This window comes from Malikia granosa (genome assembly GCF_002980595.1).
Classification (GTDB): domain Bacteria; phylum Pseudomonadota; class Gammaproteobacteria; order Burkholderiales; family Burkholderiaceae_C; genus Malikia; species Malikia granosa.
Window position 1 is genome coordinate 18193 of the sequence record NZ_PVLQ01000053.1, and the last position, 23787, is coordinate 41979.

A 23787-nucleotide genomic window follows, 5' to 3' on the forward strand; every position below is an offset into this window, starting at 1 on the left:
CCTCCCGCTCAGCAGCAGCCCGAGCCCGGCGTGCAGCAACTGCCCAGCTTGATGCGCGGCTTCTCTGCCGTCGTCAGTGCGATACCGAGCTTTTGCGCCAGTTGCTGGCGCGACGGGTACATGCCGGTGGAGGCGATGTGGCCGTCGATGGCGATGATGGGCAGGCGGTCCATGCCACCTTCCATCTCCTTGACCACGGCTGGGTTGGCCACGAAGGCTTGCGGCTGCTGGCCCAGGTTGTAGCGGGTCACGGCCACGCCATGTTCTTCGACCCACTTGAGGTCGGCGGCGAATTGCGCCAGTACCGGGTCCACGTCCACGCCGCAGACACCGGTCGAGCAGCACATCGCGGGGTCGAACACTTCCAGCTTTTTCATGACTTTCTCCTTATGCCTGTCGGATCTCATGCCAGCCCTTGAACTGGTTGACAAATTTCACCACCAGCAACATGACCGGCCCCTCGATGAGGACGCCGACCACGGTCGCCAGCGCAGCGCCTGACTCGAACCCGAACAGACTGATGGCGGCGGCCACGGCCAGCTCGAAGCAGTTCGAGGCCCCGATGGCCTCGCCCTGGACATTCGGGTCGATCGACATGTCCTTGTCACAAAATGCTGCAATAATTCAATAATATTCAAATTATAGCTCTCGTCCTGGAGTCAAGACATGAAAGTAGGTATCAATGGCATGGGCCGCATCGGCCGTCTGGCGCTGCGCGCCGCCCTCGGCGCGGCCGAGCGCCAGTCCGACGATCCGCGCGCTGGCAACCGGCTCGAGGTCGTGCACCTGAACGAACTCAAAGGTGGCGCTGCCGCCACCGCCCACCTGCTGGCCTTCGACACGGTGCAGGGCCGCTGGCGCGCCGACATCGAGGCCGAGGGCGACGACTGCATCCGCATCGGCGAGCGCCAGCTGTCGTTCAGCAGCCACGCCAATCCGGCCGACATTCCCTGGGGCGAGCTCGGGGTCGAGGTGGTGCTCGAATGCACCGGCAAGTTCCTGACGCCCGAGACCCTCCAGGGCCACCTGGACCGCGGCGCCAAGCGCGTCATCGTCGCGGCCCCGGTCAAGACCGGCGGCGTGCTCAACATCGTGGTCGGCATCAACGAGGGCCAGTACGACCCCGCCAGGGACCGGATCGTGACAGCGGCCTCCTGCACCACCAACTGCCTGGCGCCGGTGGTGAAGGTCATCCACGAGAACATCGGCATCAAGCACGGCCAGATCACCACCATCCACGACCCGACCAACACCAATTTGGTGGTCGATGCGCCGCACAAGGACCTGCGCCGTGCCCGCAGCGCGATGGCCAGCCTGGCGCCGACGACGACCGGCAGCGCGACCGCGATCGCGCTGATCTATCCCGAGCTCAAGGGCAAGCTCAACGGCCACGCGGTGCGCGCGCCGGTGCTCAACGCCTCGCTGACCGATTGCGTGTTCGAGCTCAAGCGCGAGACGACTGCCGAGGAAGTCAACGCGCTGTTCAAGGCCGCCGCCGAGGGCGAGCTCGCCGGCATCCTGGGCTACGAGGTCAAGCCGCTGGTCAGCGCCGACTATGCGCGCGACACGCGCAGTGCTATCGTCGATGCGCTCTCGACCCTGGTCACCGACGGCACCCTGCTCAAGGTCTACGCCTGGTACGACAACGAGATGGGCTACGCCTGCCGCATGGTCGACCTGGCCTGCCACATGGAACAGGTCGGCATCTGAGATGAGTGCCGCGCGCCACTACGCCATCGTCACCGCGGCCTACTGGGGCTTCACGCTGACCGATGGCGCCCTGCGGATGCTGGTGCTGCTGCACTTCTACCGCCTGGGCTATTCCTCCGTCACGCTGGCCTTCCTGTTCCTGCTCTATGAAGCGGCCGGCATCCTGGCCAACCTGATCGGCGGCTGGCTGGCGACCCGCTACGGCATCACCCGCATGCTGACGGTGGGCCTGGCGACGCAGATCACGGGCTTCACGCTGCTGTCGCTGCTCGACCCGGGCTGGACCGCCGCCATGTCGGTGGCCTGGGTGGTGGCGTCGCAGGGCATCTGCGGCGTGGCCAAGGACCTGACCAAGACCGCGAGCAAGTCGGCGATCAAGGTCACGCAGGCGCAGGCCAAGGAGCAGGGCGCCGGCCAGCTGTTCAAGTGGGTGGCCTGGTTCACCGGCAGCAAGAACGCGATGAAGGGCCTGGGCTTCTTCCTCGGCGGCCTGCTGCTGCAGACGCTGGGCTTCCAGGCTTCGCTGTGGGCGATGGCCGGGCTGCTCGCGCTGGTGCTGCTGGGCGTCGCGACCTCGCTGCCAACGATGATGGGCAAGAGCAAGGCCTCCAAGTCGGCCAAGGAGCTGTTCGCCAAGAACGCCGGCATCAACGCGCTGGCCGCCGCGCGCGTGGTGCTGTTCGGCGCGCGCGATGTCTGGTTCGTGGTCGGCCTGCCGGTGTTCCTGTATTCGCTCGGCTGGAACTTCACCGGCGTCGGTACCTTCCTGGCGGCTTGGACCATAGGCTATGGCCTGGTGCAGGCGGCCGCGCCCAGCCTGGTCAAGCGCAGCGCCGACGGCCTGAGCCGCGAGGTACCGGCGGCACGGCTCTGGTCGGCTCTGCTCGCGCTGGTGACGATCGGGCTGGCGGCTGCGGTCGCGCTCGAGCTGCCGAACCTGGAATGGATCGTGGTCGGCGGCCTGGGCCTGTTCGGCTTTGCCTTCGCGGTCAACTCGTCGGTGCACTCCTACCTGATCCTGGCCTATGCCGGCAGCGAGAAGGCGGCCGAGGATGTCGGCTTCTACTACGCCGCCAATGCGCTCGGGCGCTTCATCGGCACGCTGCTGTCGGGCCTGCTGTACCAGTGGGGCGGGCTGCTGTACGCGCTGGTCGGCTCGGCGTTGATGCTGGTCATCTGCTGGCTGGTGACGCTGGGCCTGCCGACCGTCCGCGCCCAGGCGCCAGGAGTGGCGGCATGAACGATACCGAAGTGGTCAAGGCGCTGGGCGCCTTGGCGCAGGAGTCGCGCCTGCGCCTGTTTCGCCTGCTGGTGGTCGCGGGTCGCGAGGGTGCTACGCCCGGTCGCATGGGCGAGGCGCTCGGCATCGCGCCGACCTCGATTTCCTTCCACATGAAGGAGCTGCTCAACGCCGGCCTGGTGAGCCAGGCGCGCGACGGCCGCCACATCATCTACCGCGCGCAGGTCGATGCCATGAACGACCTGCTCGGCTTCCTGACTGCCAACTGCTGTGGCGGCGAGCCCTGCCTCACTACCCCCCTCCCCGTGCAATGCACCTCCTGTTGAAAGCCTGACCATGACCCCCCGCACCTTCAATGTCCTGTTCCTCTGCACCGGCAACTCGGCGCGCAGCATCATGGCCGAATCCATCCTGCGCCTGCAGGGCATGGGTCGCTTCCAGGCTTACAGTGCCGGCAGCCAGCCGGCCGGTCAGGTCCATCCCTATGCGATCGAGCTGCTGCAGCGCAATCACTTTCCCCTGGAGAACCTGCGCAGCAAGAACTGGGATGAGTTCGCCGCTGCGGATGCGCCCAAGATGGACTTCGTGCTGACCGTCTGCGACAACGCCAAGGCCGAGCTCTGCCCGGTCTGGCCGGGCCAGCCGATCTCGGCGCATTGGGGCGTGCCCGATCCGGTGGCCGTTGAAGGCGACGAAATCACCAGGCGCAAGGCCTTCTCCGACGCTTTCCTGGTGCTGAACCGTCGCATTTCGCTGCTGGCGAACCTGTCCTTCGACAAGCTCAGCCGGCTGTCGCTGCAGACGGAACTCGACCGGATCGGTCAGGCCTGAAACGACCAGGTCTGAGACCACAAGGCCTGGGCTCGCATGAGTCCGGGCTTTCGACTTTTGCAAGAGGTAAGCCCCATGGGTCTGTTTGAACGATTCTTGACGGTCTGGGTCGCGCTCGGCATTGCCGCCGGCGTGGTCCTTGGGCTGGTTTTCCCTGGCCTGTTCCAGGCGGTCGCTGCGCTGGAGTTCGCCCAGGTCAACCTGGTGGTCGCGGTCTTCATCTGGGTCATGATCTATCCGATGATGATCCAGATCGACTGGCATGCGGTGCGCGATGTCGGCAAGAAGCCGCAGGGCCTGCTGCTGACGCTGGTGGTCAACTGGCTGATCAAGCCCTTCACGATGGCGGCGCTGGGCGTGCTGTTCTTCCAGCACCTGTTCGCGCCTTGGGTCGATCCTCAATCGGCCAGCCAGTACATCGCCGGCATGATCCTGCTCGGCGTGGCGCCCTGCACGGCGATGGTCTTCGTCTGGAGCCAGCTGGTCAAGGGCGATGCCAACTACACGCTGGTCCAGGTCTCGATCAATGACCTGGTGATGGTGGTGGCCTTCGCGCCGATCGCGGCCTTCCTGCTCGGCGTCACCGACGTGACCGTGCCTTGGGAGACGCTGGTGCTCTCCACCGTGCTCTACGTGGTGCTGCCGCTGGCTGCCGGCATGGCAACGCGCCATCTGCTTCAGCAGCGCTCGACGCAGGCGATAGCCGACTTCACCGCCCGCCTCAAGCCCTGGTCCATCGTCGGCCTGATCGCCACCGTCGTGCTGCTGTTCGGCTTCCAGGCCGGCACGATTGTCGAGCAGCCGGGCGTGATCGGCCTGATCGCGATTCCGTTGGTGCTGCAGACCTACGGTATCTTCTTCATCAGCTGGTGGGGCGCCAGGTGGCTCAAGTTGCCGCACGAGGTGGCGGGGCCGGCCTGCCTGATCGGTACCTCGAACTTCTTCGAGCTCGCGGTCGCGGTGGCGATCTCGCTGTTCGGCCTGAATTCGGGCGCGGCTCTCGCCACCGTGGTCGGCGTGCTGGTCGAGGTGCCGGTGATGCTGTCGCTGGTGGCCATGGTCAATGCCTGGAAGCCCAAGGCAGTCGCAGGAGTCATCCGATGAGCCTCATCACCATCTATCACAACCCCGGCTGCGGCACCTCGCGCAACACGCTGGCCCTGATCCGCAACAGCGGCGTCGAGCCCAACGTGGTCGAGTACCTCAAGACCCCGCCGAGTCGCGACGAGCTCAAGGTGCTGCTGCTGCGCCTGGGAATGACCGTGCGCGAGCTGCTGCGCCAGAAGGGCACGCCCTACGAGGCCTTGGACCTGGGCAACCCGAAGTGGAGCGACGAGCAGCTGCTCGACTTCATCGGCCAGCATCCGGTGCTGATCCAGCGCCCGATCGTCGTGACGCCGCTGGGCGTGCGGCTGTGCCGGCCGTCCGAGGCCGTGCTCGACATCCTGCCGAATCCGCAGCAGGGACCGTTCACCAAGGAGGATGGCGAAGTGGTCATCGATGCCGATGGCCGGCGCGTCCTGCCTGCCGCGCAGTCCTTGGCGGATCTGCCGCAGCTGGCTGCCGAGCATTTCCGTGTACCCGACCCACAGCAGTTGCGCCCGTTGACACCCTCCGCCCACGCGCCGCGTTTCCTGCTGCTCTACGGTTCGCTGCGCGAGCGCTCCTTCAGCCGCCTGCTGGTCGAGGAAGCGGCCCGCCTGCTGCAGGCCATGGGCGCCGAGACCCGGATCTTCAATCCGAGCGGGCTGCCGCTGCCTGACGACGCGCCCGAAACGCATCCCAAGGTCAAGGAGCTGCGCGAGCTGACCCAGTGGTGCGAGGGCATGGTCTGGTGCTCGCCCGAGCGCCATGGCGCCATGACCGGCATCATGAAGGCGCAGATCGACTGGATTCCCCTGAGCGTGGGCGCGATCCGGCCGACCCAGGGCAAGACGCTGGCTGTCATGCAGGTCTGCGGTGGCAGCCAGTCCTTCAATGCCGTCAACCAGATGCGGGTGCTCGGGCGCTGGATGCGCATGCTCACCATTCCCAACCAGTCCTCGGTCGCCAAGGCCTTCCTCGAGTTCGACGAGAACAACCGCATGAAGCCGTCGAGCTACCACGACCGGGTCGTCGACGTACTGGAGGAGCTGGTCAAGTTCACCCTGCTGACGCGCGATGTGGCCCCGTATCTGGTCGACCGCTACAGCGAGCGCAAGGAAAGTGCCGAGGCGCTGATGAAGCGCGTCAACCAGGCCGCAATTTGAAACAGTCAGTCTTGCTGCCCTGCAGTCCATGTCGGAAATGGCTTGCCCTGCGCATGGGCCAGAACTAGGATTCAAAAAAGGGAGCATCCAGTGGACTATTTTTGGCATCTGATGGGGGGCGGCGCTGGTAACCTGGCCGCCTATCTGGCGGCACATGTGTTGCTGTGCCTGCTGCCGGCCTTCTTCATCGCCGGCGCCATGGCCGCGCTGATCCCCAAGGCCAGCATCACGCGCTGGCTCGGGCGCAACACGCCGGCCCAGGTCTCGTATCCGGCGGCTGCCGCTGCCGGCTCGCTGCTGGCGGTCTGCTCCTGCACCATCGTGCCGCTGTTCGCTGGCATCTACCGCAAGGGCGCCGGCATCGGGCCGGCCATCACCTTCCTGTTCTTCGCGCCGGCCGGCAACATCATGGCGCTGGCCTATACCGGCAGCATCCTGGGGCCGGAGTTCGCTGCCGCCCGCCTGCTGCTCTGTCTGCTGTTTGGCGTCGGCATCGGTCTGCTGATGGCCATGCTGTTCTGGAAGGATGACGCCAGCCATGATGCCCAGACCGACACTCTGTTCGCCGAGCAGGCCAGCGTCGGGCGAGCAGCGACTGGCCTGCTGCTGTCGCTGGTCGCGGTCCTGATCGCCGGCACGCTCAAGCTCTGGCCGCTGACCGAGACCTTCGCCCGCTTCAGCTTGCCGCTGTCCTGGGCCGCTGACTGGCAGGCGACTCTGTCCGCCTGGGTGCCCTTCGATGCCGCCAAGGGCGAGGAGGGCGTGAGCTTCCAGGGCTCGGTGCTGATCGCGCTGCTGCTGCTGATTTCCATTACCGCCTGGAAGGGCATGGAGAACATCATCGAGGGCCCGAACCGCTGGACCTGGGTCACGCTGGGCCTGACCGCGACCACGCTGCTGGTCGCCGCGCTGCGCCTGGTGCCAGTCGCCAACGGGCTGGAAGTCGGACTGACCGGTCGCGTGCTGGCCGTGGCGGCTTCGCTCGGGGCCTGCTGGCATTTTGCGCGCCAACTCAACGCCGACGACTTCCAGGCCTGGATGTGGGAGGCATGGCGCTTCGTCAAGCAGATCTTCGTGCTGCTGGTGGTGGGAGTCTTCATCGTCGGCATGGTGCGCCAGATCATCCGGCCGGAATGGATCGAGTCGCTGGCCGGCAGCAACACGGTGCTGGCCAACGCGGTCGCGGTGTTCTTTGGCGTATTCATGTACTTTCCGACCCTGGTCGAGGTGCCGGTGGCGCGCATGTTCCTCGACCTGGGCATGCACCCTGGCCCGCTGCTGGCCTACCTGATGGCCGACCCTGAACTGAGCCTGCAGAGCATGCTGATGGTCGCGGCCGTGATCGGGCGTCAGAAGACCGCCGCCTACGTCGGCCTGGTGGCGCTGTTCAGCATCTGCGCCGGCCTGCTGTACGGTGCCTGGGTCGACGGTCTGGGCTGGCTGCCGCTGAGCCTGGCCCTGGGCCTGTTCATTGCCGTCCTGGCGGCCGGTCTGGCCTGGCTCCGCCAGCGTCAACGCAAATCGGCTCCCGTTTGAACCACCTGACCCATCGAAGGAGAACACCATGCTGACTGTCAAGATTCTCGGCCCCGGCTGTGCCAACTGCAAGAAGCTCGAGGCCGTGGCGCGCGAGGCTGCTACCAACGCCGGCATCGAGGTCGATTTCGTCAAGGTCACCGACATGAATGAAATCCTGAACTACGACATCCTGCATACGCCAGGCCTGGTGATCAACGAAAAAGTGGTCAGCAGCGCCCATATCCCGACCGTGGCCGAGGTGCAGGGCTGGCTGACCGGTGCCTGAGCCAACAGCGCCGGCCCCAGTTGCCGTGCCGCCTCCATGGCCTGTGCGTCACAGCTCAGTGGCGATGTCCATGGCCCAGCTGTGCAGGTCATGGATCCGGCTGATACCCGGCAGGCTCGTCAGGTAGCCGTGCATCGCCGGCGGGTCCGCGCTGTACGGACGCCGTCAAGCAGCAGGCTCACGGTCGAGCCAGTTCCAGTCCTGCCACGGCGCCAGGCCGCCAGCCTCCACCATGTCGGCCGAGACCCGCGCGTCGGTCTGATCGTCGAGTCCAGGCTCACCGCTTCAATGCGAACCTGCATCAGGCGCTGCCTCTGCAGGCGCTCGAACACGGCATCGAGCATACCGGCCTTGGTCCAACGGCTCATTCGCGTGTAGATGCTGTGCCATGGGTCTAAATACAGATGGGGGTATCATCCCAGGCCAGGAATCCTTGAACCTTCTTCATTCCCAGATGTACGCTGCCGACCAACTTCCCCTGCTGCAGAACGAACTGGAACTGCTGGCCGACCTGGTACCCCTGCCAGGGCTGCGCCTCATCGAGCTCGGCTGCGGCAACGCCAGGCTGGCACGCCAGCTGCTGCAACGCTTTCCCGCCTGCCATGTCACCGGGCTGGAGGTGGATGCCATCCAGCACGCCAGGAACCTCGCGCAGCCGCAAGCCGGGCTCGACTTCCTGTCTGCCGGCGCACAGGACATCCCTTTCCCGGCGGCCAGCTTCGACCTGGCGCTGATGCTCAAGTCCCTGCACCATGTGCCCCTGCCGCTACTGCCGCAAGCCCTGTCGGAAGTGGCCCGGGTCCTGAAGCCGGGCGGCCACCTCTATGTCTCGGAGCCGATCTACGACGGCGCCCTCAACGAGCTGGTCAGGCTGTTCAACGACGAGGGCGTGGTGCGAGCCGCGGCACAGGCCGCGCTGGATCAGGCGCTGGCCACGACGGGTCAGTGGGAAGCGGTGACCGAGCGCCGCTTCGCGCAGGCCGTGAGCTATCGCGACTTCGACGAGTTCGAGCAGCGCATGATGCGCCCCAGCTTTGCCCAGCATGACCTGAGCGACGCCGTGATCACCCGCGTGCGCGCGGCATTCGAGCCGCACATGGGCCCGCAGGGCGCCCGCTTCGTGCGCCCGATGCATGTCCGGCTGCTGCGTCGTACGGGTCACTGAAGCGCGGCCGGGATAGCCCTGCCCAGCTCCCCGCTCAGGGCGGCAATCCCAGCACCGAGCCGGCCGGTTCTCAGCCGGTCGACAGGCGCACCAGCAGGGCCGCTGCCAGGGCGATGGTGCAGGCCCAGCCGGAGAACAGCCAGCGCCAGAGCCTGGTCTGAGGTATGAAGCCGACCCCGCGCACGAAGCCCGCGCTCATGGCCCAGAAGGCCAGCGTCGCCAGGCCATGGCTGGCCTGGCCTTGTGCATCGGCCAGGTAGACCGGAGCGATCGAGCCCAGCAGCATCAGCACGATTGCTACCAGGAGGGAGGGCCAGTGCAGCCCGGCTTGCGTCGACATCGCAGTCAGCCTCAGTGCCCGACCGGACTGTCTGACACCGGATCGGGGGGCAGCCCCTGCGCTGCGAAAGCGGCCTCGCGCGCTTCCTCGTTCTCGCCCCACATCGCGTTCAGGATCGCGAACAGGATGGCGAAGCCCACCCCCAGCATCCAGGCAAAGTACCACATGGTTTTCTCCTCGTTTCAGTAGGCGCTGTGCTCGTTGGCGCGGATATGCGACTCGGTGACCTTGCCGCGCATGACGCGGTAGGCCCAGCTGGTGTAGATCACGATGAGCGGCATGAAGATCAGCGTGGCCACCAGCATCAGGCCTAGGGTCAGGTGGCTCGAGACGCTGTCCCAGACCGTCAGCGAGGCGTTGGGCATGGTGCTCGACGGCATGATGAAGGGGAACATGGCGGCACCCGCCGTGCCGATCACGCCCGTGATAGCCAGCGACGACAGGATGAAGGCCAGGCCGGTGCGGCGAGCGATCAGCAGCGCCATGGTCACCAGCGCCGAGCAGGTGGCCATCACCGGCAGCAGCCACAGCAGCGGTTGCTGCTCATAGTTGCGCCACCAGCCGTCGGCGGCACGCACGACGGTCTTGGCCAGCGGGTCGGGCATGGCCCCGCCATCGACCACCGAGGTGATGACGTAGCCTTCGATGCCGCCCAGGCGCAGCCAGAGCCCGGCCAGCAGGAAGCTGACCACCGTCACCATGGCGGCGATCAGCGCGCCGCTGATGGCCCTGTGCTGGATTCGGCCTTCGGTCCGGTGCGCCAGATAGACCCCACCATGCATCGTGATCATCGCGCTGCTGACCACGCCCGCGAGCAGGGCGAAGGGATTGAGCAACTGCCAGAAGCTGCCGGTGTAGGTGGAGACCAGGTAGTCGTCGAAATGGAACGGCACGCCTTGCAGCAGGTTGCCGAAGGCCACGCCGAAAATCAGCGGCGGCACGGCGCCGCCGATGAACAGGCCCCAGTCCCAGACGCTGCGCCAGGTGGCATTGTGGATCTTGCTGCGGTAGTCGAAGCCGACCGGGCGGAAGAACAGCGCCCACAGCACCGCCAGCATCGCCCAGTAGAGGCCGCTGAAGGCGGTCGCGTAGACCAGCGGCCAGGCGGCGAAGATGGCGCCGCCGCCGGTGATGAACCAGACCTGGTTGCCGTCCCAGTGCGGGCCAACGGTATTGATGACCACCCGCCGCTCGATATCGTTCTTGCCGACGAAGGGCAGCAAGGTGCCCACGCCCATGTCGTGACCGTCCATGATGGCGAAGCCGACCAGCAGCACGCCGACCAGCAGCCACCAGATGACCTTGAGGGTTTCGTAATCGAACATGGAAGCTTCTCCTTCAGGCGTGGACTTCGTTGTCGTAGCGGCCAGTTCCCAGGCTGCCAGGACCCTGACGAGCGAACTTGACCATCAGGTACATCTCGACGATCAACAGCACGGTGTAGAAGCCGACGAAGCCGGCCAGCGAACCGTACAGGCTCTCGACGCTGAGGGTCGAGACGCTCAGGTGCGTGGGCAGCACGCCGTAGATGGTCCAGGGCTGGCGACCATACTCAGCGACGAACCAGCCGAGCTCGCAGGCGATCCAGGGCGCCGGCAGCATCCACAGCGCCCACTTGAGCAGCCAGGGGCGCTTGATCATGCCGCCTGGCTTGAGCGTGCTCCAGAAGCTCAGGGCGAACAGGGCCAGCATCAGGAAGCCCAGGCCGACCATGACGCGAAAGCCCCAGAACATCGGCGCGACGCGCGGCACGGTGCTGTCGACCGCCCGCTGGATCATCTCGGGCGTGGCCTGGCGCACATCGACGACATATTTCTTCAGCAGCAGACCAAAGCCCAGGTCAGCCTTGTGTTGCTCGAACAGTTGCAGTGCTGCGGCGTCCTGGCGGTTCTTGCGCAGGGCCTCGAGCGCGACCACGGCGTGGATGCCGTTCTCGATGCGACGGCGATTCTCGGCCTTGATCTCCTTGATGCCCGGAATCTCCTTGTCGAGCGAGCGCGTGCCGATCAGGCCCATGACCCAGGGAATCTCGATCGCCCAGTCGTTGGCCTGCCTGGCCTCGTTCGGCCAGGCCACGACGTTGAAGCCAGCCGGTGCCGGCTCGGTCTCCCACATCGCCTCGATGGCGGCCATCTTGGTCTTCTGCGCCTCGCCGACCATGTAGCCCGATTCATCGCCGAGCACGATCACGCTCAGCACCGAAGCCAGTCCGAAGGCCGAGGCGACGCGGAAGCTGCGCTTGGCGAACTCGACGTTGCGGCCCTTGAGCAGGTACCAGGCCGAGATCGACAGCACGAACATCGCGCCCGTGACGTAGCCCGCCGAGACCGTGTGCACGAACTTGGCCTGGGCATCGGGGTTAAACACCACGGCCCAGAAATCGGTCATCTCCATGCGCATGGTCTGGAAGCTGAACTCGGCGCCGACCGGGTTCTGCATCCAGCCGTTGGCGATCAGGATCCAGAGCGCGCTCAGGTTGGTGCCGATCGCCATCAGCACCGTCACCAGCAAGTGCTGTGTCTTGGGCAGCCGATCCCAGCCAAAGAAGAACAGCCCTATCATGGTAGACTCGAGAAAGAAGGCCATCAGGCCCTCGATCGCCAGCGGCGCGCCGAATATGTCGCCGACATAGTGCGAGTAGTAGGCCCAGTTGGTGCCGAACTGGAACTCCAAGGTGATGCCGGTCGTCACGCCGAGCGCAAAGTTGATGCCGAACAGCTTGCCCCAGAAGCGCGTCATGTCCTTCCAGACGGTCTTGCCCGTCATGACATAGACGCTCTCCATGATCACCAGCAGCCAGACCATGCCGATGGTCAAGGGGACGAAGAGGAAGTGGTACATCGCGGTTGCGGCGAACTGCAGCCGCGACAGGTCAACCAGTTGATCAGAAATCATGACCTTGCTCCTTGCTTGACTCAGTGGTGGGGCGCAGCAGCAGATGGCTGGAAGCCTGCTCGGCATCCACCTTAACTTTCTGGTCGGCCAGGAAAGCCCACCAGATCGCGGTCAGCAGCAACAGCTTGATGACAATGGTCCAGGCCAGCTGACGCAGCAGCGGATGAGTTGTCGCCTTCATGTCGCCAGCTCCAGCGATGCCTTGGCCGCAGCGCGGCGCGGCCGGTTGCGGGGCAGCAAGCGGCCCAGCACGCGGCAGACGGTCTCCTTCTGGGCGTCGATCGCACGCGCCAGGTCACTGAGAACGGGCAGCTCGCAGCGGATCGCCTCGATGGTGCGTGGCGGCGCCGACTGCAGCTTACGCCAGTCATGGCCCAGCAGCTGCAGCATCTGCGACAAGCGGTCCGAGACCGCACCCGTGCGCAGCTCCGCCATGTCGATGCTGCGACTTTGCTGCAGCAGCAGCGCCTCGCGCATCAACAGTGACCGATCAGGCTCGCCATCCAGCCCGACCGGCTCGAGCCGGCAGGTGGTCAGCGCACAGGCCTCGAGCGCATAGGGGCGCTCGCACAGCGATTCGATCCCGATCAGGTCGCCAGCGACGGCAAGCTGCACCAGCCTACCACCTGCGGCAAGAGGGGTCTGAAGCGCGACCAGCCCCTGCGTCACGCGCCAGAGCGGGCCGGCTTCGCCTGCGGCAAACACCATGCTGCCGCGCGCATGATCGCGCGACAACCCATTGTCCTGAAACATTTGAAACTCCTGGATTGATCCGGGTCGTAGCGCTGAACTGGCAGCGAGCTCGACCCAACTGCCCTGTTGCCGGGGCGAAAATTGATCAGGACAGGAGGGAGGGCGGTCCGCGCGAGAGCGCGGTCAACCAGACGGCCGAGGTGCGCGCCGCCTGGTAGAAGGCGGGCGGCATGTCGGCATGGTGCTGGACCCGTGGCAAGGCGACGGGCACGGGTGGCAGCCAGGGCTGATCGTCGTGCAATTGGCAGAACGGGCAGTCCTGCATCTGGGCTGCGCGGGACTTGTCCGTGCCGTTGGAGCTGTCGGCCTTGTCGGTCGGCACTCGGACCATGCCGGTCGAGGTGCAGATCTCGATCGCATCTCCAGCTCCGGCCGATGCGCGCATGGCCTGGGCGGCCAGTGGCATCAGCGCGTTCAACACCAGCACCAGCATGGAAAGCCATGCGGTGAAACGCCGGGTCGAACAGTTTCGCAACATAGTAACGATTATAGATCCCAAGCTGCCAGCCTGGCCGGGCGCCGATGGCCTTCGATTCTGCGCGCTCCTTGACTCCTTGACCGACATGCCAAGGGTCAGTCCTGGATCAGCTCCGCTCTTGCCGAGCTGGCCACGGTGTGACTCAGCGAGTCCATCACCCGGGAGGCGATCCTGGCCTGCTGCCAGTACAACGGCACGTCCAGCGGAGAGCCAGGCACCAGCTCCACCATGCCACCACTGTCCAGATGGATCTGCGGATGCAGGGCCCAGCCCAGGCCTACCCAGGGTTGCCGCGACAAACGCATGGGGTTAGGGCAGGGTGTGGGAGTGCAGGTCGACTGGGCTACCGCAGTGCCGCTCGATCTAGCGCTGCTGCAATTCGTCCTTGGCATTGAACTTCAGGCCAGGGGCTGCGCCGAAGTGCCATCGTGCACCAGGCAGTGGCGTTCACGCTGCTCGACCCCCATGTCTATCTGGACATGGGGCTGCTGGTCGGCACCCTGGGTACCCAGCAGCCGATGCCGCTGCAGGGCTGGTTCGTCGTGGGTGCCGGCACCGCCAGCCTGTTCTGCTTCAGCTTGCTCGGCTTCGGTGCCCGCCGGCTGGCACCCTGGTTCGCCAGGCCGCGGGCAGGCCCCGCTGGCGGCCCACTGGCGCCAGCAAGCGCTGCGGGCTGATCGTGCGCAGACAGGACAGTGCCGGAACCGCTAAAGTCCTGTCCATGTCATCACCAGCCACCATGCCCGAACATTTCACGCCCGTCCCGCTGGACAAGTGCTACCGCCTGATGAACCACGGCCCCACGGTGCTGGTGTCAGCCCGCCACGACGGGACGGACAACGTGATGGCCGCCGCCTGGGCCGGCGTGCTCGACTACGGCGACGTTCCCAAGGTGACGGTGGTACTGGACAAGGCCACCCGCACCCGCGAGCTGATCGAGGCCAGTGGCTGCTTTGCGCTGCAGCTGCCCTGCGTGGCCCAGGCCCAGCTGACCGTGGCGGTTGGCACGCACAGCGCCAAGCAGATGCCCGACAAGCTCAGCCGGCTTGGCGTGCCCATCTTCAACGCTCCCGGGCATGAGCTGCCCCTGGTGCAGGGCTGCGTCGGCTGGCTGATCTGCCGCCTGCTGCCCGAGCTGCACAATCAGCAGGCCTACGACCTTTTCATCGGCCAGGTGGAAGCCGCCTGGGCCGACGAGCGGGTGTTCTGCCAGGGACGTTGGCATTTCGACGCGGCCCCGGACGAGCTGCGCACGCTGCACCATGTCGCCGGTGGCCAGTTCATCGTGGCCGGAAAAACCGTGCAGGGGTGAGCCTGCCGGGCGGCCGAAGAAGATGCACCAAACCCAGGCTGCAAACGCCTGGCTCCAAGCATGCATTGCGCGGGTGGTCCGGTGGTCCGCGCCGCGACCGGCTGGCTCAGACCTTGGCGCTGTGCTCGCAGTCTTCCCAAGGCAGCACCTGGCAGCCGCAGCCAGCGACAACCGGACCGCCCGTGACGACTGGCCCGTTCGACTGCCCCGAGCTGGGGGATCTGGGCGAGTCGCTGATCCAGCGCGCGAACGGCGTCAGATTGGCCACGTTCTGGATGTACCAGCATTTCTTCTTCGGGTCCCAGCGCGCGCCGAGCGCCTTGGCTTCGTCCTTCTCGGCGAAGGGAGTCTTGAGGTTGATCCGCATTCCGCTATTGTCGGGGGCAGATCGCATGGCTGATGGCCGGAGGTGGTCGCTGCTGCCAAACAACGGGGTCAGATTTCCAGTGGCGGCCAGCGCCGTGGTTGCATGACTGGGCCTGGTACCCGGTGAATCCCCAGCCGACGTGGCCAAGCTTGTGGAAAAGTACGGAAAAGATCAGGCAAGTCCTTGTTTCGATTCGCCTTTCATGCGGCGCTCAAAAAACAGGCAAGCATGGCCTTGCTAGGATGGCGGCATGTGCAGCCATTACCAAGCCACCATCGATCCCGAGCTCTACCGCCGGCACTTTGGCGTCGAACTGCCAGAGGGTGCCGAGCAGCATGACCTGTGGCCGGGCCATGGGGGCAGTTTCATCCGTCGGCCGCGCCCCGAGGATCATGGCGGCGCTCCACCCGAGCGCGAGGCGATGGCCGGCTTGTTCGGCCTGATCCCGCACTGGGCCAAGGATTCGACGATCTCGCGCCGCACCTACAACGCACGCAGCGAGACGGTAGCCGAGAAGCCCAGCTACCGGGACGCCTGGCGGCTTGGACGGCGTTGCATCATCCCGGCCGATGCAATCTTCGAGCCCGACTGGCGCAGCGGCAAGGCGGTAGCGACGCGGATCGCGCGCGCCGACGGCAAGCCGATGGGGTTGGCCGGCATCTGGACCGGCTGGCGCTCGCCCGATGGCCGCATCGTGCGCAGCTACAGCATGCTGACCATCAACGCCGACGATCATCCCTTGATGCGGCAGTTCCACAAGCCGCAGGACGAGAAGCGCATAGTGGTGATCCTGCCGGATGAGCGCCACCACGACTGGCTGCATGCGCCACTGGGGCACGCAGCCGGTTTCCTGCAGCAGTATCCGGCGGAATGGATGAGCTCATAGACAGGAGCTGCGCAGCCATGGCGCACCTGGGACTTGGGGCATGCTGGGTGATTGCTTGAGGTCTGCAACTATCACACCGATTGAATCATTTGGCTGATGCTGGTTGAGGCTGGAAGCTGCATTGCTAAGCAGGATTGTCGGCTGGCTGCAGTCGAACCGAAGTGGTCAATCAACCGGCGAGCACCTTTGGCCCGCCTTGATATGCGGGATGGCGACGCCAGGATCGAAGAGAAATTCTAACTGCCCTGCAAGCAGGTCGTTCAGCGCGGGTGCTGCACCACGGTACGGAACATGTATAGCAAATACCTTCGCTTGAGACTTCATCATCTCTGCAGCCAGATGCGGCGAGCTGCCATTGCCGGGAGAACCGAATGACAACTTTCCCGGCTTGGCCCGGATATGGGCAAGAAATCCTGTGGCGTCTTTGGCTGGAAAGCTCGTCAAAGTCACCAGAAAGACGAGAACACGTGCTGCAGTTGCGACCGGCACCAGATCCTTGGTGGGATCGAACGGCATTTTCGGATAGATGTGCGGATTGACCGATACCATGCCACCCGAGCTCATCAACAGCGTATAGCCGTCTGGCGGCGCTTTTGCCACCGCCTCGCCGCCAATGTTGCTGCCCGCGCCACTCTTGTTCTCCACCACCACGGGTTGGCCAAGCGCTTCTTGCAAAGGCTGCGTCAGCGAACGGGCGATCTGGTCCGCAGCGCCGCCGGGCGGGAAGTTAACGATGATCTTGATGGGTTTGGAAGGCCATGCATTCGCCGAATGCCAACCCGGGCAGCGCAAGGGACAGCGCTGCCAGAGCAGGCCATCCACGCATGCCGCGCATGCCGCTCGACTGTAATGCGAGAAGAAGAAATGTTGTTCACGTGTGTGTTCAAGGAGTTGGTTGCGCGAGGGCTCTTTGTCATCGGCGGCGCAGGCACCGCTTGCGGGTGCTGCAGCGTTGAAACAATGGCGGTGATTCTCGGCCGATCTCACCGCCTCTAAGCACGGCCGTCGACCCGAACAGAACGGCAGTTATGGCGGCCGTAGCCCGTCGAACTCAATCCAGCGATATGTTGCGATCGCGGATCAGACGTGGCCAGAACTGGCCCTCCTGGGCCCAATGCTTCTGCATAGCGATGGGGTCGGAGGGCGTCGCCTCGATCCCCATGGTGGCGAACTGGGTGCGCACGGGATCGGACTGGATGGCCTTCTGCAGCTCGGTGCTGAGCTTGGCGACGATGTTCTTGGGCGTGGACGACGGAACGACAAGGCCTTGCCACGCCACCGCCTCAATGTCCGTGTAGCCCAATTCCATCAGGGTCGGCACGTCGGGCATGGACGCCAGGCGCGACTTGGAAAAGGTGGCCAGCGGCTTGAGCTTCCCGGCCTTCATCATCTGCATGCCCGCGGCCGAGTCCACGACCATCAACGGTAGCTGCCCACCCACCACGTCCTGAATGGCGGGCGCCGCACCACGATAGGCGACGTGCACCAGGTCCAGGTTGTTGCGGGCCTTGAGCATCTCCATAGCAAGGTGGTGCGGGCTTCCGACGCCCGGGGTGGCAAAGCTGAGCTTGCCAGGGCTGGCTTTCGCGGCAGCGAGCAACGCCTTCGCGTCGACATAGCCGGCGTTCGGGTTGACAGCTAGCAGCAGCGGGAACCGCGCCATCATGCCAATGGAGGTGAAGTCCTTCTGAGGATCGTAGGAGAGCTTCTTGAACAGTGCTGTGTTGAACACCAGCGTGCCGTTGTCAGCAGTGAACACGGTATAGCCATCACCGGGCGACTTGGCCACATTCTCGGAGGCGATTACCGTGGCGCCACCAGGCTTGTTGTCAATCAGCACGGGCTGGCCGAGCTGCGTGGATAACTGGGTGCCGATGGCGCGAGCTAGCGCGTCCGAGCCCCCGCCGGCCGCATAGGCCACGACCCAGCGCACCGGTTTGGAGGGGTAGTTGTCGGCCTGGGCCACGCCAAGGCAGCTGCTGGCCAGGAGGGCGCCGGCTATCAAGAGGGAACGTCGAGTACGCATGGTTGTCTCCGGTTTTGAGGAAAAATAGAAAGAAAGCTCAATGGATGACCGAGCCTGCGGGCGCGGTGCCGGCCTGGCGGGCCTGCACGAGCCGCACGATCTGCAACAAAGTGCGCGTGCAAGGAACGGGAATGTCGTGTGCTGCTGCGGCAGCCACCACGGCGCCGTTGATGGATTCGATTTCGGTGCGTCGGCCCGCCAGCACGTCCTGCAGCATCGAAGGCTTGTGACCCACGTGCCGCCCAATCGCATCTGCCACTCGCGCCTTGCAGGCATCAGCATGGACCGTAACGCCCTGCGCCTGCGCGACGGCCAGGACCTCGTCGACCACGCAAAAGGCCAAAGCCGGTCCATCGTCGATCGCGCCGAGCTGGTCCACCGTGCACTGGGTGGCGGTGCAGATGCTGTTGAGGGCAGCGTTGAAAGCCACCTTCTCCCAGATGGCGGTCCACACCGCCGCATCCACGGTGCAGGCCAGGCCGGCTTCGTCGAGCGCTTGTGCCACAGTAGCCACGAAAGGCCGGTCGCGGCCGTCCGCCGACATAAGGCGCACGACGCCCTGTCCATGCGAGTGCACATGACCAGGCCCCACGAGGTCTGCGGGCCATGTCGTCACGCCGAGGAGGATGCGCCCTAGTGCGGCGTGCTGGCTTATGACCTCCACATTGCCCAGGCCGTTCTGCAGTGACAGCACGTGTGTCTCTGGACCGATCAGGTGGGCCACGCCGGCCAGTGCGCTGGCGGTGTGCAGTGTCTTGGTGAACACGAGCACCAGATCTGGCACGCCGTCGGCCTCATCCGGTCGGCACGCGCGCAGTGCGCGGATGTGGCGGTCACTCTGGTCAGTGTGCAGCCGGAGCCCCTGCGACTGGATAGCTTGTAGATGGGCGGCATTCACGTCGACTAGCGTTACCTCGTGGCCTCGCTCGGCCAGCAAGCCACCGAAGAGTGAGCCCATGGCGCCAGCGCCGACCACCGTGATCTTCATGCGGTTCGTCATGTCAGAACGGGTAGTGGCGTTCGGCGGTCTGCACCGTGATCCAGCGTAGCTCGGTGAACGAGTCGATGCCTGCGCGGCCGCCGAAATGGCCGTAGCCGGACTCCTTCACGCCGCCGAACGGCATCTGCGGCTCGTCGTGCACGGTCGGCGAATTGATGTGGCAGATGCCCGACTCGATGCGCTGGGCCACGTTCCAGGCTTTAGCCACATCGCGGCTGAAGACCGCGGCAGACAGGCCGAAGGCGTTGTCGTTGGCGCAGGCGACAGCTGCGTCCACCCCGTCCACGCGCACAATGGGCTTGACCGGCCCGAAGCTCTCTTCCTGATAGATCAGCATGTCGGGGGTCACGTGGTCGAGCAGCGTGGCAGGCATCAAGGTCGAGTCCGCCTTGCCGCCGCATACCAGCTTGGCGCCCTTGGCTAGTGCGTCGTCAATCAGTGCGTTGCAACGCTCCACGGTGCGCATGTCGACCACCGAGCCCAGCACCACGGGACCCTTGCGCGGATCTCCCAGGGGCAGTGCCTGCGCCTTGGCGGCGAGCTTGGCCACGAAAGCGTCAGCGATCTTCGCGTCTACGATGATGCGCTCGGTCGACATGCAGATCTGACCCGAGTTAGCGAAGGCGCCAAAGGCCGCGCCATTGACGGCAGCATCCAGGTCCGCATCTTCGAGCACCAGCAAAGGGGCCTTGCCGCCCAGTTCGAGCACTGCCGGCTTGAGGTGCCTGGCGCACAGCGCGGCGATGATCCTGCCCACGCGCGTGGAGCCGGTGAAGTTGATGCGGCGCACCGCAGGGTGCGCAACCATGGCCTCGACAACGGCGCCGGCATCGGCCGGGTCGTTGGTCACGAAGTTCACTACGCCCGGCGGCAGCCCCGCCTCCTGCAAGGCTTCAATGATCAGGCCGTGGGTGGCCGGTGAAAGCTCGGAGCCCTTGAGCACTACGGTGTTGCCACAGGCCAGCGGCGTGGCCACGGCGCGCACACCCAGTATCACAGGTGCATTCCACGGTGCCATGCCCAGGACCACGCCCGCGGGCTGGCGCACGGCCATGGCCAAGCTGCCCGGCACATCGGAGGGGATGACCTCACCGCCGACCTGGGTGGTCAGCGCGGCAGCCTCCTGCAGCATGCCGGCCGCCACGTGCACATTGAAGCCTGCCCAGATAGCCGAGCTGCCGGTTTCCGCCGCCATGGCGGCCGTGAAAGCGTCGGCCTTGGCTTCCAACGCCGCAGCCGCCTTGAGCAGCAGGCCACGGCGGGCGCTGGGGCCCATGCGCGACCAGGCTGGGAAGGCTCCGCTTGCGGCTTCGACCGCGCGCACGGCATCGGCTGCGGAGGCGGCGGGGGCCAGCGTGGCGACTTCGCCGTCCAGCGGGTTGTGTCGTTCGAAGAAGCGCCCTTGACTGGCCAGGCATTTTTCGCCGTTGATGAGGAGTTGTATCTGCTGCATATGTGTCTCCATGGGTGGGAAAGAAAGGGCGGCTCAGGCCACGACGAGTTCGATCAGGCAGGGCCCTGGGTGCGTCAGCGCGCTTTCCAGCGCGTGGCGCAGCACCTCAGGCCGGTCGACGCGCTGGCCCGGCAGACCGTGGCCCTTGGCCAGCGCAACGAAGTCCAGGCCCTCTAGGTCGGTGCCCTCGGGCTTGTCACCAGGCGCATAGCCGAACACGGGCGCGAAGTCCTGCAGAGCGGCGTAGCGCTGGTTGTTCAGGATGATGAAGCTGATAGGCAGCTTCAGCTTGGAGGCCGTGAACAGGGCCTGGATCGCGTAGAGGCTGGAGCCGTCGCCGATCAGCGCGATGACGCGGCCTGGCAGGCCAAGCTTCTGGCGACCGAGTGCCACGCCGATGGCAGCCGGCATGCCATGCCCCAGCCCGCCGCTGGCCATGGTGTAGAAAGAGTCGGAGCCCCGCATCGGTAGGCACGCCTGCATGACGCCGCGCGAGCCAGGCGCTTCCTCGACCACCACGTCATCAGGGCCGCGAGCTGCATCCAGTGTCTGCAGCACGAATGCCACGGACATCGGCATGGACGGCTCGGCCTGCGGTGCCTGACGACGGGGTTCCGGTGTCGTGCGGGGAGTGGTCGGTGCCGGCGCGGCCAGCAGCGCGGCGACGGCAAGGTGCACGCTGGACAGAATGCCCGTGCCCGCGGGCGTCCAGGCCGCCACCTGCGGATCGTCGACGACCTGCCACAGGTCTGTGCCGACCGGAACGTGGGGACCCTGGCCTTCCACGTGGTAGCTGAAGGCTGGCGCCCCGAGCACGACTACGAGGTCGTGGCCTGCCAGCGCTTCGACGATGCGCTCGCGCATCGCGGGCAGAAAGCCCGAGAACAGCCGGTGCTTCTCCGGGAAGCCGCAGCGCGCGCTCATCGGGGCCGTGTAGACGGCTGCCTGGTGCCGCTCGGCCAGTGCCACTACCGCATTGACAGCGTCGTCGCGGTCCACTCCTGCACCGACCACGAAGGCCGGGCGCTGGCTGCGGTCCAGTGCCTGCACGAGTTGCGCCAACATGGCCGGATCAGGCGACACCGTATGGCTCACCTGGCGGACCGGTACCCAGTCGGTATGGCGGTCCCAATCGTCTGCGGGGATGGATATGAACACCGGGCCGCAGGGCGCCTGCATGGCGATCTGGTAGGCACGCAGCAATGCAAGAGGCACGTCCTCGGCGCGCGCTGGCTCGATAGCCCATTTCACGTACGGCCGTGGCAACTCGGTAGCCTGGCTAGCCGACAGGAAGGGATCGAAGGGCAGGATGGAGCGCGCCTGCTGACCGGCCGTCACGATCATCGGCGTCTGGTTCCTGAATGCAGTGAAGATGTTGCCCATCGCGTGCCCTACCCCGGCGGCCGAATGCAGGTTGACCATGGAAGCATTGCGCGTGGCCTGCGCGTAGCCGTCCGCCATGCCGACCACCACGGACTCCTGCAGGCCCAGCACATAGCGAAAGTCCTTGGGAAAGTCGCGGAACATGGGGAGTTCCGTCGAACCTGGGTTGCCGAAAACGGTGTCGATGCCGAGGTCGCGCATCAGGCGCAGGAAGGCCTCGCGCACGGTGGGACGGTTGCTGGTGTCAGTGGGCATGGTGTTGTGGGCGATGGGTGTCGAAGTACGCACAGTGTCGAGAACCTGAGACATCCTGACAACAATATGAGCTTACTAAGTGATATTGGATAATCCAATAAATGGAACAGCTCGACCTAAACCTACTGCGCGTATTCGACGTGATTTACCGCACACGCAACGTGAGCCGCGCTGCTGAGCTGCTCGGCATGTCGCAGCCGTCCACGAGCCAGGCGCTCACGCGCCTACGCCTGGTTTTGGGCGATCCGCTGTTCGAGCGAACGCGGGGGGGTGTGAGGCCGACGTTACGCGCCGAGGATCTGGCCCGCTCCGTGCAGTCAGGGCTCGCGCAGATTGAGGAAGGCCTCGCTTCGGAAAACGCTTTTGATCCAGCACGGTCCACGGCCGAACTGCGCATCCACCTCACGGACATCGGCGAGGCCCGCTTTCTGCCATCGTTGATGCGCGAGATGCGGTGCGTGGCCCCCGGGATCCGGCTACGGGCCAGGACCTGGCCGCAGCAAGACATCGGCGGTGCACTGGACAGCGGCGACATCCATCTGGCCATCGGCTTCCTACCCGAGCTCACCACCTCGGCCCATGCGAAGCTGCTGACGGACCGTTACGTTGTCCTGCTACGCGCTGGGCACCCTGCCGCCGGGCAGACCAGGCTGACGCTGCGCAATATGCAATCGCTGGACTGGATCGCGGTGCGCTCGCACGCGCAGACGCTGGAGATGCTGCAGGCGGCAAACTTGGACGGCAAGATCACACTCACCACCTCGACTTTTCTTGCGCTGCCGGACATCGTGAAGAACACCGACCTCGCTGTTTTGATGCCGCAGGCGATCGCGCGGGAGTTTACGCCGGCCAACGGCTTCAAGCTTCTCGACACCGAGCTGCCTTCCAACGACTTCACGGTCTCTGTGCACTGGAGCCGGCGGCATGCGCATTCGCCCTTGGTCCGGTGGACACGGGAAGTACTGCTGCGCCTCTTTCAACGTGACTAGCTGTACGCAGCTGTGGGTCAAGTTGGACTGAACACCTCCATTGCTGGCTGAATTGCAGGAACTGCGGACGGGATCATGTTGGCATGTCTGGAGCTTGCGGATGAGAGTGGAACGGCCGCATATCAGCCACAGCTGAAACTCGAAGTCTTCACATCCAACGACCGCTCCTGGCCGATACCGGTCAGCCATCAGACCTTAGCCGACGACCGCAACCCCTTCGAGGCGGAACAAGCCGATCCATGCATACGTCCCCGCTCAGGGGGCAGCCACTGCCACCATGATCCCGTTGCGCCTGACCATGGGCAGAGTCCTGGGTGGCTTGTTCCTGGCCAGTTCTGGGTGACCAGGTGACCGTGAGCGGGACCACCGTGACGGCTCGGCTGGATTCAAGTCCTGGATTGTTTCTATATTAGAAATACTAAGAAAACAAAACCGTTATTTATCTATTTTGAAGGAAATTCTACAGTTGAGTCCATCGACAGGGCCATGCAGCCAGCCTTCCAGGCTGCAGCCCTTCTGGTTCAACCTGAAAGGAAACTGATCATGCAACGCACCTACGCCTCCATCCTCGCGCTCACCCTGGCCGCCTTCTCTGCCGGCTCGGCGCTGGCCGGCGATGCTGCTGCCCCTAAGACCCGCGAGCAGGTCAAG

Annotated in this window: 27 protein-coding genes and 4 pseudogenes; 14 read left to right on the forward strand and 17 right to left on the reverse strand. The window is 65.2% G+C overall.

The window, feature by feature from the left end:
* Positions 1-8: 8 nt before the first annotated feature.
* Positions 9-377, reverse strand: coding sequence for an arsenite efflux transporter metallochaperone ArsD (gene arsD / locus C6P64_RS13185; RefSeq protein WP_105749027.1), 369 nt, complete (start codon positions 375-377; stop codon positions 9-11).
* Positions 378-387: 10 nt separating this feature from the next.
* Positions 388-564, reverse strand: a pseudogene (locus tag C6P64_RS13190) (arsenic resistance protein); the annotation flags it as partial.
* Positions 565-666: 102 nt separating this feature from the next.
* Between C6P64_RS13190 and C6P64_RS13195 the strand changes: the two are divergent.
* The 9 genes and pseudogenes from C6P64_RS13195 (at position 667) to C6P64_RS13230 (ending at position 7834) form a co-directional block, all read left to right on the forward strand.
* Complete coding sequence (locus C6P64_RS13195) at positions 667-1710, forward strand: ArsJ-associated glyceraldehyde-3-phosphate dehydrogenase (RefSeq protein ID WP_105749028.1); 1044 nt, start codon at positions 667-669, stop codon at positions 1708-1710.
* 1 nt (position 1711) lies between these two features.
* Positions 1712-2950, forward strand: coding sequence for an organoarsenical effux MFS transporter ArsJ (arsJ, locus tag C6P64_RS13200; protein WP_105749029.1), 1239 nt, complete (start codon positions 1712-1714; stop codon positions 2948-2950).
* Positions 2947-3276 carry an ArsR/SmtB family transcription factor gene (locus C6P64_RS13205; protein ID WP_105749030.1) on the forward strand — a complete coding sequence of 110 codons (330 nt, stop codon included), beginning with the start codon at positions 2947-2949 and terminating at the stop codon, positions 3274-3276. Before arsJ ends, C6P64_RS13205 begins: the two co-directional genes overlap by 4 nt.
* A gap of 10 nt (positions 3277-3286) precedes the next feature.
* Entirely contained in the window at positions 3287-3781 is a 495-nt protein-coding gene (locus C6P64_RS13210; RefSeq protein WP_105749031.1) for an arsenate reductase ArsC, read from the forward strand.
* A 75-nt stretch (positions 3782-3856) separates the two neighbouring features.
* Positions 3857-4885 carry an ACR3 family arsenite efflux transporter gene (arsB, locus tag C6P64_RS13215; RefSeq protein ID WP_105749032.1) on the forward strand — a complete coding sequence of 343 codons (1029 nt, stop codon included), beginning with the start codon at positions 3857-3859 and terminating at the stop codon, positions 4883-4885.
* Positions 4882-5217: pseudogene (gene arsC, locus C6P64_RS18580) on the forward strand (arsenate reductase (glutaredoxin)); the annotation flags it as partial. The gene arsB and the pseudogene arsC, both read left to right, overlap by 4 nt.
* 84 nt (positions 5218-5301) lie before the next feature.
* Positions 5302-6030, forward strand: a complete 729-nt coding sequence (gene arsH / locus C6P64_RS18585; RefSeq protein WP_245911734.1) for an arsenical resistance protein ArsH — start codon at positions 5302-5304, stop codon at positions 6028-6030.
* A 90-nt stretch (positions 6031-6120) separates the two neighbouring features.
* Positions 6121-7566 (forward strand): permease, encoded by a 1446-nt coding sequence (locus tag C6P64_RS13225; protein WP_211296847.1) that lies wholly within the window; start codon positions 6121-6123, stop codon positions 7564-7566.
* Positions 7567-7594: 28 nt separating this feature from the next.
* On the forward strand, positions 7595-7834 hold the full coding sequence (locus C6P64_RS13230) for a thioredoxin family protein (RefSeq protein ID WP_105749034.1): 240 nt from the start codon (positions 7595-7597) through the stop codon (positions 7832-7834).
* 263 nt (positions 7835-8097) lie between these two features.
* Here C6P64_RS13230 and C6P64_RS18590 read toward each other — a convergent pair.
* Positions 8098-8223: pseudogene (locus C6P64_RS18590) on the reverse strand (IS5-like element ISCARN85 family transposase); the annotation flags it as partial.
* 65 nt (positions 8224-8288) lie between these two features.
* Between C6P64_RS18590 and C6P64_RS13235 the strand changes: the two are divergent.
* On the forward strand, positions 8289-8999 hold the full coding sequence (locus tag C6P64_RS13235) for a class I SAM-dependent methyltransferase (protein ID WP_105749035.1): 711 nt from the start codon (positions 8289-8291) through the stop codon (positions 8997-8999).
* Between the two features lie 70 nt (positions 9000-9069).
* Here C6P64_RS13235 and C6P64_RS13240 read toward each other — a convergent pair whose 3' ends face one another.
* The 8 genes from C6P64_RS13240 to C6P64_RS13275 all read right to left on the reverse strand — a co-directional run bounded on the left by C6P64_RS13240 (position 9070) and on the right by C6P64_RS13275 (position 13770).
* A complete protein-coding gene (locus C6P64_RS13240; protein ID WP_105749036.1) occupies positions 9070-9339 on the reverse strand; it encodes a cyd operon YbgE family protein in 270 nt (89 codons plus the stop codon).
* A gap of 11 nt (positions 9340-9350) precedes the next feature.
* Positions 9351-9506: a cytochrome bd-I oxidase subunit CydX gene (gene cydX, locus C6P64_RS18800; protein WP_105749037.1), complete on the reverse strand. Its 156-nt coding sequence runs from the start codon at positions 9504-9506 to the stop codon at positions 9351-9353.
* A gap of 15 nt (positions 9507-9521) precedes the next feature.
* Positions 9522-10664, reverse strand: coding sequence for a cytochrome d ubiquinol oxidase subunit II (gene cydB, locus C6P64_RS13250; RefSeq protein ID WP_105749038.1), 1143 nt, complete (start codon positions 10662-10664; stop codon positions 9522-9524).
* 13 nt (positions 10665-10677) lie between these two features.
* Positions 10678-12234, reverse strand: coding sequence for a cytochrome ubiquinol oxidase subunit I (locus C6P64_RS13255; RefSeq protein WP_105749039.1), 1557 nt, complete (start codon positions 12232-12234; stop codon positions 10678-10680).
* A complete protein-coding gene (cydP, locus tag C6P64_RS13260) occupies positions 12224-12415 on the reverse strand; it encodes a cytochrome oxidase putative small subunit CydP (protein ID WP_105749040.1) in 192 nt (63 codons plus the stop codon). Before cydP ends, C6P64_RS13255 begins: the two co-directional genes overlap by 11 nt.
* Positions 12412-12987 carry a cyclic nucleotide-binding domain-containing protein gene (locus tag C6P64_RS13265; RefSeq protein ID WP_105749041.1) on the reverse strand — a complete coding sequence of 192 codons (576 nt, stop codon included), beginning with the start codon at positions 12985-12987 and terminating at the stop codon, positions 12412-12414. Before C6P64_RS13265 ends, cydP begins: the two co-directional genes overlap by 4 nt.
* Positions 12988-13072: 85 nt before the next feature.
* On the reverse strand, positions 13073-13420 hold the full coding sequence (locus C6P64_RS13270) for a DUF2946 domain-containing protein (RefSeq protein ID WP_170073105.1): 348 nt from the start codon (positions 13418-13420) through the stop codon (positions 13073-13075).
* A gap of 140 nt (positions 13421-13560) precedes the next feature.
* A complete protein-coding gene (locus tag C6P64_RS13275) occupies positions 13561-13770 on the reverse strand; it encodes a hypothetical protein (RefSeq protein WP_105749043.1) in 210 nt (69 codons plus the stop codon).
* A gap of 96 nt (positions 13771-13866) precedes the next feature.
* Between C6P64_RS13275 and C6P64_RS13280 the strand changes: the two are divergent.
* Both C6P64_RS13280 and C6P64_RS13285 read left to right on the forward strand, forming a co-directional pair.
* Positions 13867-14097 (forward strand): annotated as a pseudogene (locus C6P64_RS13280) (LysE/ArgO family amino acid transporter); the annotation flags it as partial.
* A 107-nt stretch (positions 14098-14204) separates the two neighbouring features.
* Positions 14205-14777 carry a flavin reductase family protein gene (locus tag C6P64_RS13285; protein WP_105749045.1) on the forward strand — a complete coding sequence of 191 codons (573 nt, stop codon included), beginning with the start codon at positions 14205-14207 and terminating at the stop codon, positions 14775-14777.
* Positions 14778-14883: 106 nt separating this feature from the next.
* Here C6P64_RS13285 and C6P64_RS13290 read toward each other — a convergent pair whose 3' ends face one another.
* On the reverse strand, positions 14884-15144 hold the full coding sequence (locus tag C6P64_RS13290) for a DUF5710 domain-containing protein (protein ID WP_105749046.1): 261 nt from the start codon (positions 15142-15144) through the stop codon (positions 14884-14886).
* Between the two features lie 250 nt (positions 15145-15394).
* Here C6P64_RS13290 and C6P64_RS13295 point away from each other — a divergent pair, with 250 nt between their 5' ends.
* The gene (locus C6P64_RS13295; RefSeq protein WP_105749047.1) at positions 15395-16030 is read left to right on the forward strand and encodes an SOS response-associated peptidase; all 636 of its coding nucleotides are present in this window, start codon (positions 15395-15397) and stop codon (positions 16028-16030) included.
* Between the two features lie 165 nt (positions 16031-16195).
* On the opposite strand, the gene C6P64_RS13300 is transcribed toward C6P64_RS13295, so the two are convergent.
* The 5 genes from C6P64_RS13300 to mdlC form a co-directional block, all read right to left on the reverse strand.
* Positions 16196-16852 (reverse strand): Bug family tripartite tricarboxylate transporter substrate binding protein, encoded by a 657-nt coding sequence (locus C6P64_RS13300; RefSeq protein ID WP_105749048.1) that lies wholly within the window; start codon positions 16850-16852, stop codon positions 16196-16198.
* 229 nt (positions 16853-17081) lie between these two features.
* Positions 17082-18056: a Bug family tripartite tricarboxylate transporter substrate binding protein gene (locus C6P64_RS13305; RefSeq protein ID WP_105749049.1), complete on the reverse strand. Its 975-nt coding sequence runs from the start codon at positions 18054-18056 to the stop codon at positions 17082-17084.
* A gap of 37 nt (positions 18057-18093) precedes the next feature.
* Positions 18094-19044 (reverse strand): ketopantoate reductase family protein, encoded by a 951-nt coding sequence (locus C6P64_RS13310; RefSeq protein WP_105749050.1) that lies wholly within the window; start codon positions 19042-19044, stop codon positions 18094-18096.
* 13 nt (positions 19045-19057) lie between these two features.
* Positions 19058-20509 carry an aldehyde dehydrogenase gene (locus C6P64_RS13315; protein ID WP_105749051.1) on the reverse strand — a complete coding sequence of 484 codons (1452 nt, stop codon included), beginning with the start codon at positions 20507-20509 and terminating at the stop codon, positions 19058-19060.
* 33 nt (positions 20510-20542) lie between these two features.
* Complete coding sequence (gene mdlC / locus C6P64_RS13320) at positions 20543-22147, reverse strand: benzoylformate decarboxylase (protein ID WP_105749052.1); 1605 nt, start codon at positions 22145-22147, stop codon at positions 20543-20545.
* 101 nt (positions 22148-22248) lie between these two features.
* On the opposite strand from mdlC, the gene C6P64_RS13325 reads away from it, so the two are divergent.
* Positions 22249-23136: a LysR substrate-binding domain-containing protein gene (locus tag C6P64_RS13325; protein WP_105749053.1), complete on the forward strand. Its 888-nt coding sequence runs from the start codon at positions 22249-22251 to the stop codon at positions 23134-23136.
* Positions 23137-23787: the final 651 nt, after the last annotated feature.

What these genes read in the sequence shown, in the direction of transcription:
- arsD (WP_105749027.1), bottom strand. Translation starts at nt 377, where the DNA reads ATGAAAAAGCTGGAAGTGTTCGACCCCGCGATGTGCTGCTCGACCGGT.
- C6P64_RS13195 (WP_105749028.1), top strand. Translation starts at nt 667, where the DNA reads ATGAAAGTAGGTATCAATGGCATGGGCCGCATCGGCCGTCTGGCGCTG.
- arsJ (WP_105749029.1), top strand. Translation starts at nt 1,712, where the DNA reads ATGAGTGCCGCGCGCCACTACGCCATCGTCACCGCGGCCTACTGGGGC.
- C6P64_RS13205 (WP_105749030.1), top strand. Translation starts at nt 2,947, where the DNA reads ATGAACGATACCGAAGTGGTCAAGGCGCTGGGCGCCTTGGCGCAGGAG.
- C6P64_RS13210 (WP_105749031.1), top strand. Translation starts at nt 3,287, where the DNA reads ATGACCCCCCGCACCTTCAATGTCCTGTTCCTCTGCACCGGCAACTCG.
- arsB (WP_105749032.1), top strand. Translation starts at nt 3,857, where the DNA reads ATGGGTCTGTTTGAACGATTCTTGACGGTCTGGGTCGCGCTCGGCATT.
- C6P64_RS13230 (WP_105749034.1), top strand. Translation starts at nt 7,595, where the DNA reads ATGCTGACTGTCAAGATTCTCGGCCCCGGCTGTGCCAACTGCAAGAAG.
- C6P64_RS13235 (WP_105749035.1), top strand. Translation starts at nt 8,289, where the DNA reads ATGTACGCTGCCGACCAACTTCCCCTGCTGCAGAACGAACTGGAACTG.
- C6P64_RS13240 (WP_105749036.1), bottom strand. Translation starts at nt 9,339, where the DNA reads ATGTCGACGCAAGCCGGGCTGCACTGGCCCTCCCTCCTGGTAGCAATC.
- cydX (WP_105749037.1), bottom strand. Translation starts at nt 9,506, where the DNA reads ATGTGGTACTTTGCCTGGATGCTGGGGGTGGGCTTCGCCATCCTGTTC.
- cydB (WP_105749038.1), bottom strand. Translation starts at nt 10,664, where the DNA reads ATGTTCGATTACGAAACCCTCAAGGTCATCTGGTGGCTGCTGGTCGGC.
- C6P64_RS13255 (WP_105749039.1), bottom strand. Translation starts at nt 12,234, where the DNA reads ATGATTTCTGATCAACTGGTTGACCTGTCGCGGCTGCAGTTCGCCGCA.
- cydP (WP_105749040.1), bottom strand. Translation starts at nt 12,415, where the DNA reads ATGAAGGCGACAACTCATCCGCTGCTGCGTCAGCTGGCCTGGACCATT.
- C6P64_RS13265 (WP_105749041.1), bottom strand. Translation starts at nt 12,987, where the DNA reads ATGTTTCAGGACAATGGGTTGTCGCGCGATCATGCGCGCGGCAGCATG.
- C6P64_RS13270 (WP_170073105.1), bottom strand. Translation starts at nt 13,420, where the DNA reads ATGCTGGTGCTGGTGTTGAACGCGCTGATGCCACTGGCCGCCCAGGCC.
- C6P64_RS13275 (WP_105749043.1), bottom strand. Translation starts at nt 13,770, where the DNA reads ATGCGTTTGTCGCGGCAACCCTGGGTAGGCCTGGGCTGGGCCCTGCAT.
- C6P64_RS13285 (WP_105749045.1), top strand. Translation starts at nt 14,205, where the DNA reads ATGCCCGAACATTTCACGCCCGTCCCGCTGGACAAGTGCTACCGCCTG.
- C6P64_RS13290 (WP_105749046.1), bottom strand. Translation starts at nt 15,144, where the DNA reads ATGCGGATCAACCTCAAGACTCCCTTCGCCGAGAAGGACGAAGCCAAG.
- C6P64_RS13295 (WP_105749047.1), top strand. Translation starts at nt 15,395, where the DNA reads ATGTGCAGCCATTACCAAGCCACCATCGATCCCGAGCTCTACCGCCGG.
- C6P64_RS13305 (WP_105749049.1), bottom strand. Translation starts at nt 18,056, where the DNA reads ATGCGTACTCGACGTTCCCTCTTGATAGCCGGCGCCCTCCTGGCCAGC.
- C6P64_RS13310 (WP_105749050.1), bottom strand. Translation starts at nt 19,044, where the DNA reads ATGAAGATCACGGTGGTCGGCGCTGGCGCCATGGGCTCACTCTTCGGT.
- C6P64_RS13315 (WP_105749051.1), bottom strand. Translation starts at nt 20,509, where the DNA reads ATGCAGCAGATACAACTCCTCATCAACGGCGAAAAATGCCTGGCCAGT.
- mdlC (WP_105749052.1), bottom strand. Translation starts at nt 22,147, where the DNA reads ATGCCCACTGACACCAGCAACCGTCCCACCGTGCGCGAGGCCTTCCTG.
- C6P64_RS13325 (WP_105749053.1), top strand. Translation starts at nt 22,249, where the DNA reads ATGGAACAGCTCGACCTAAACCTACTGCGCGTATTCGACGTGATTTAC.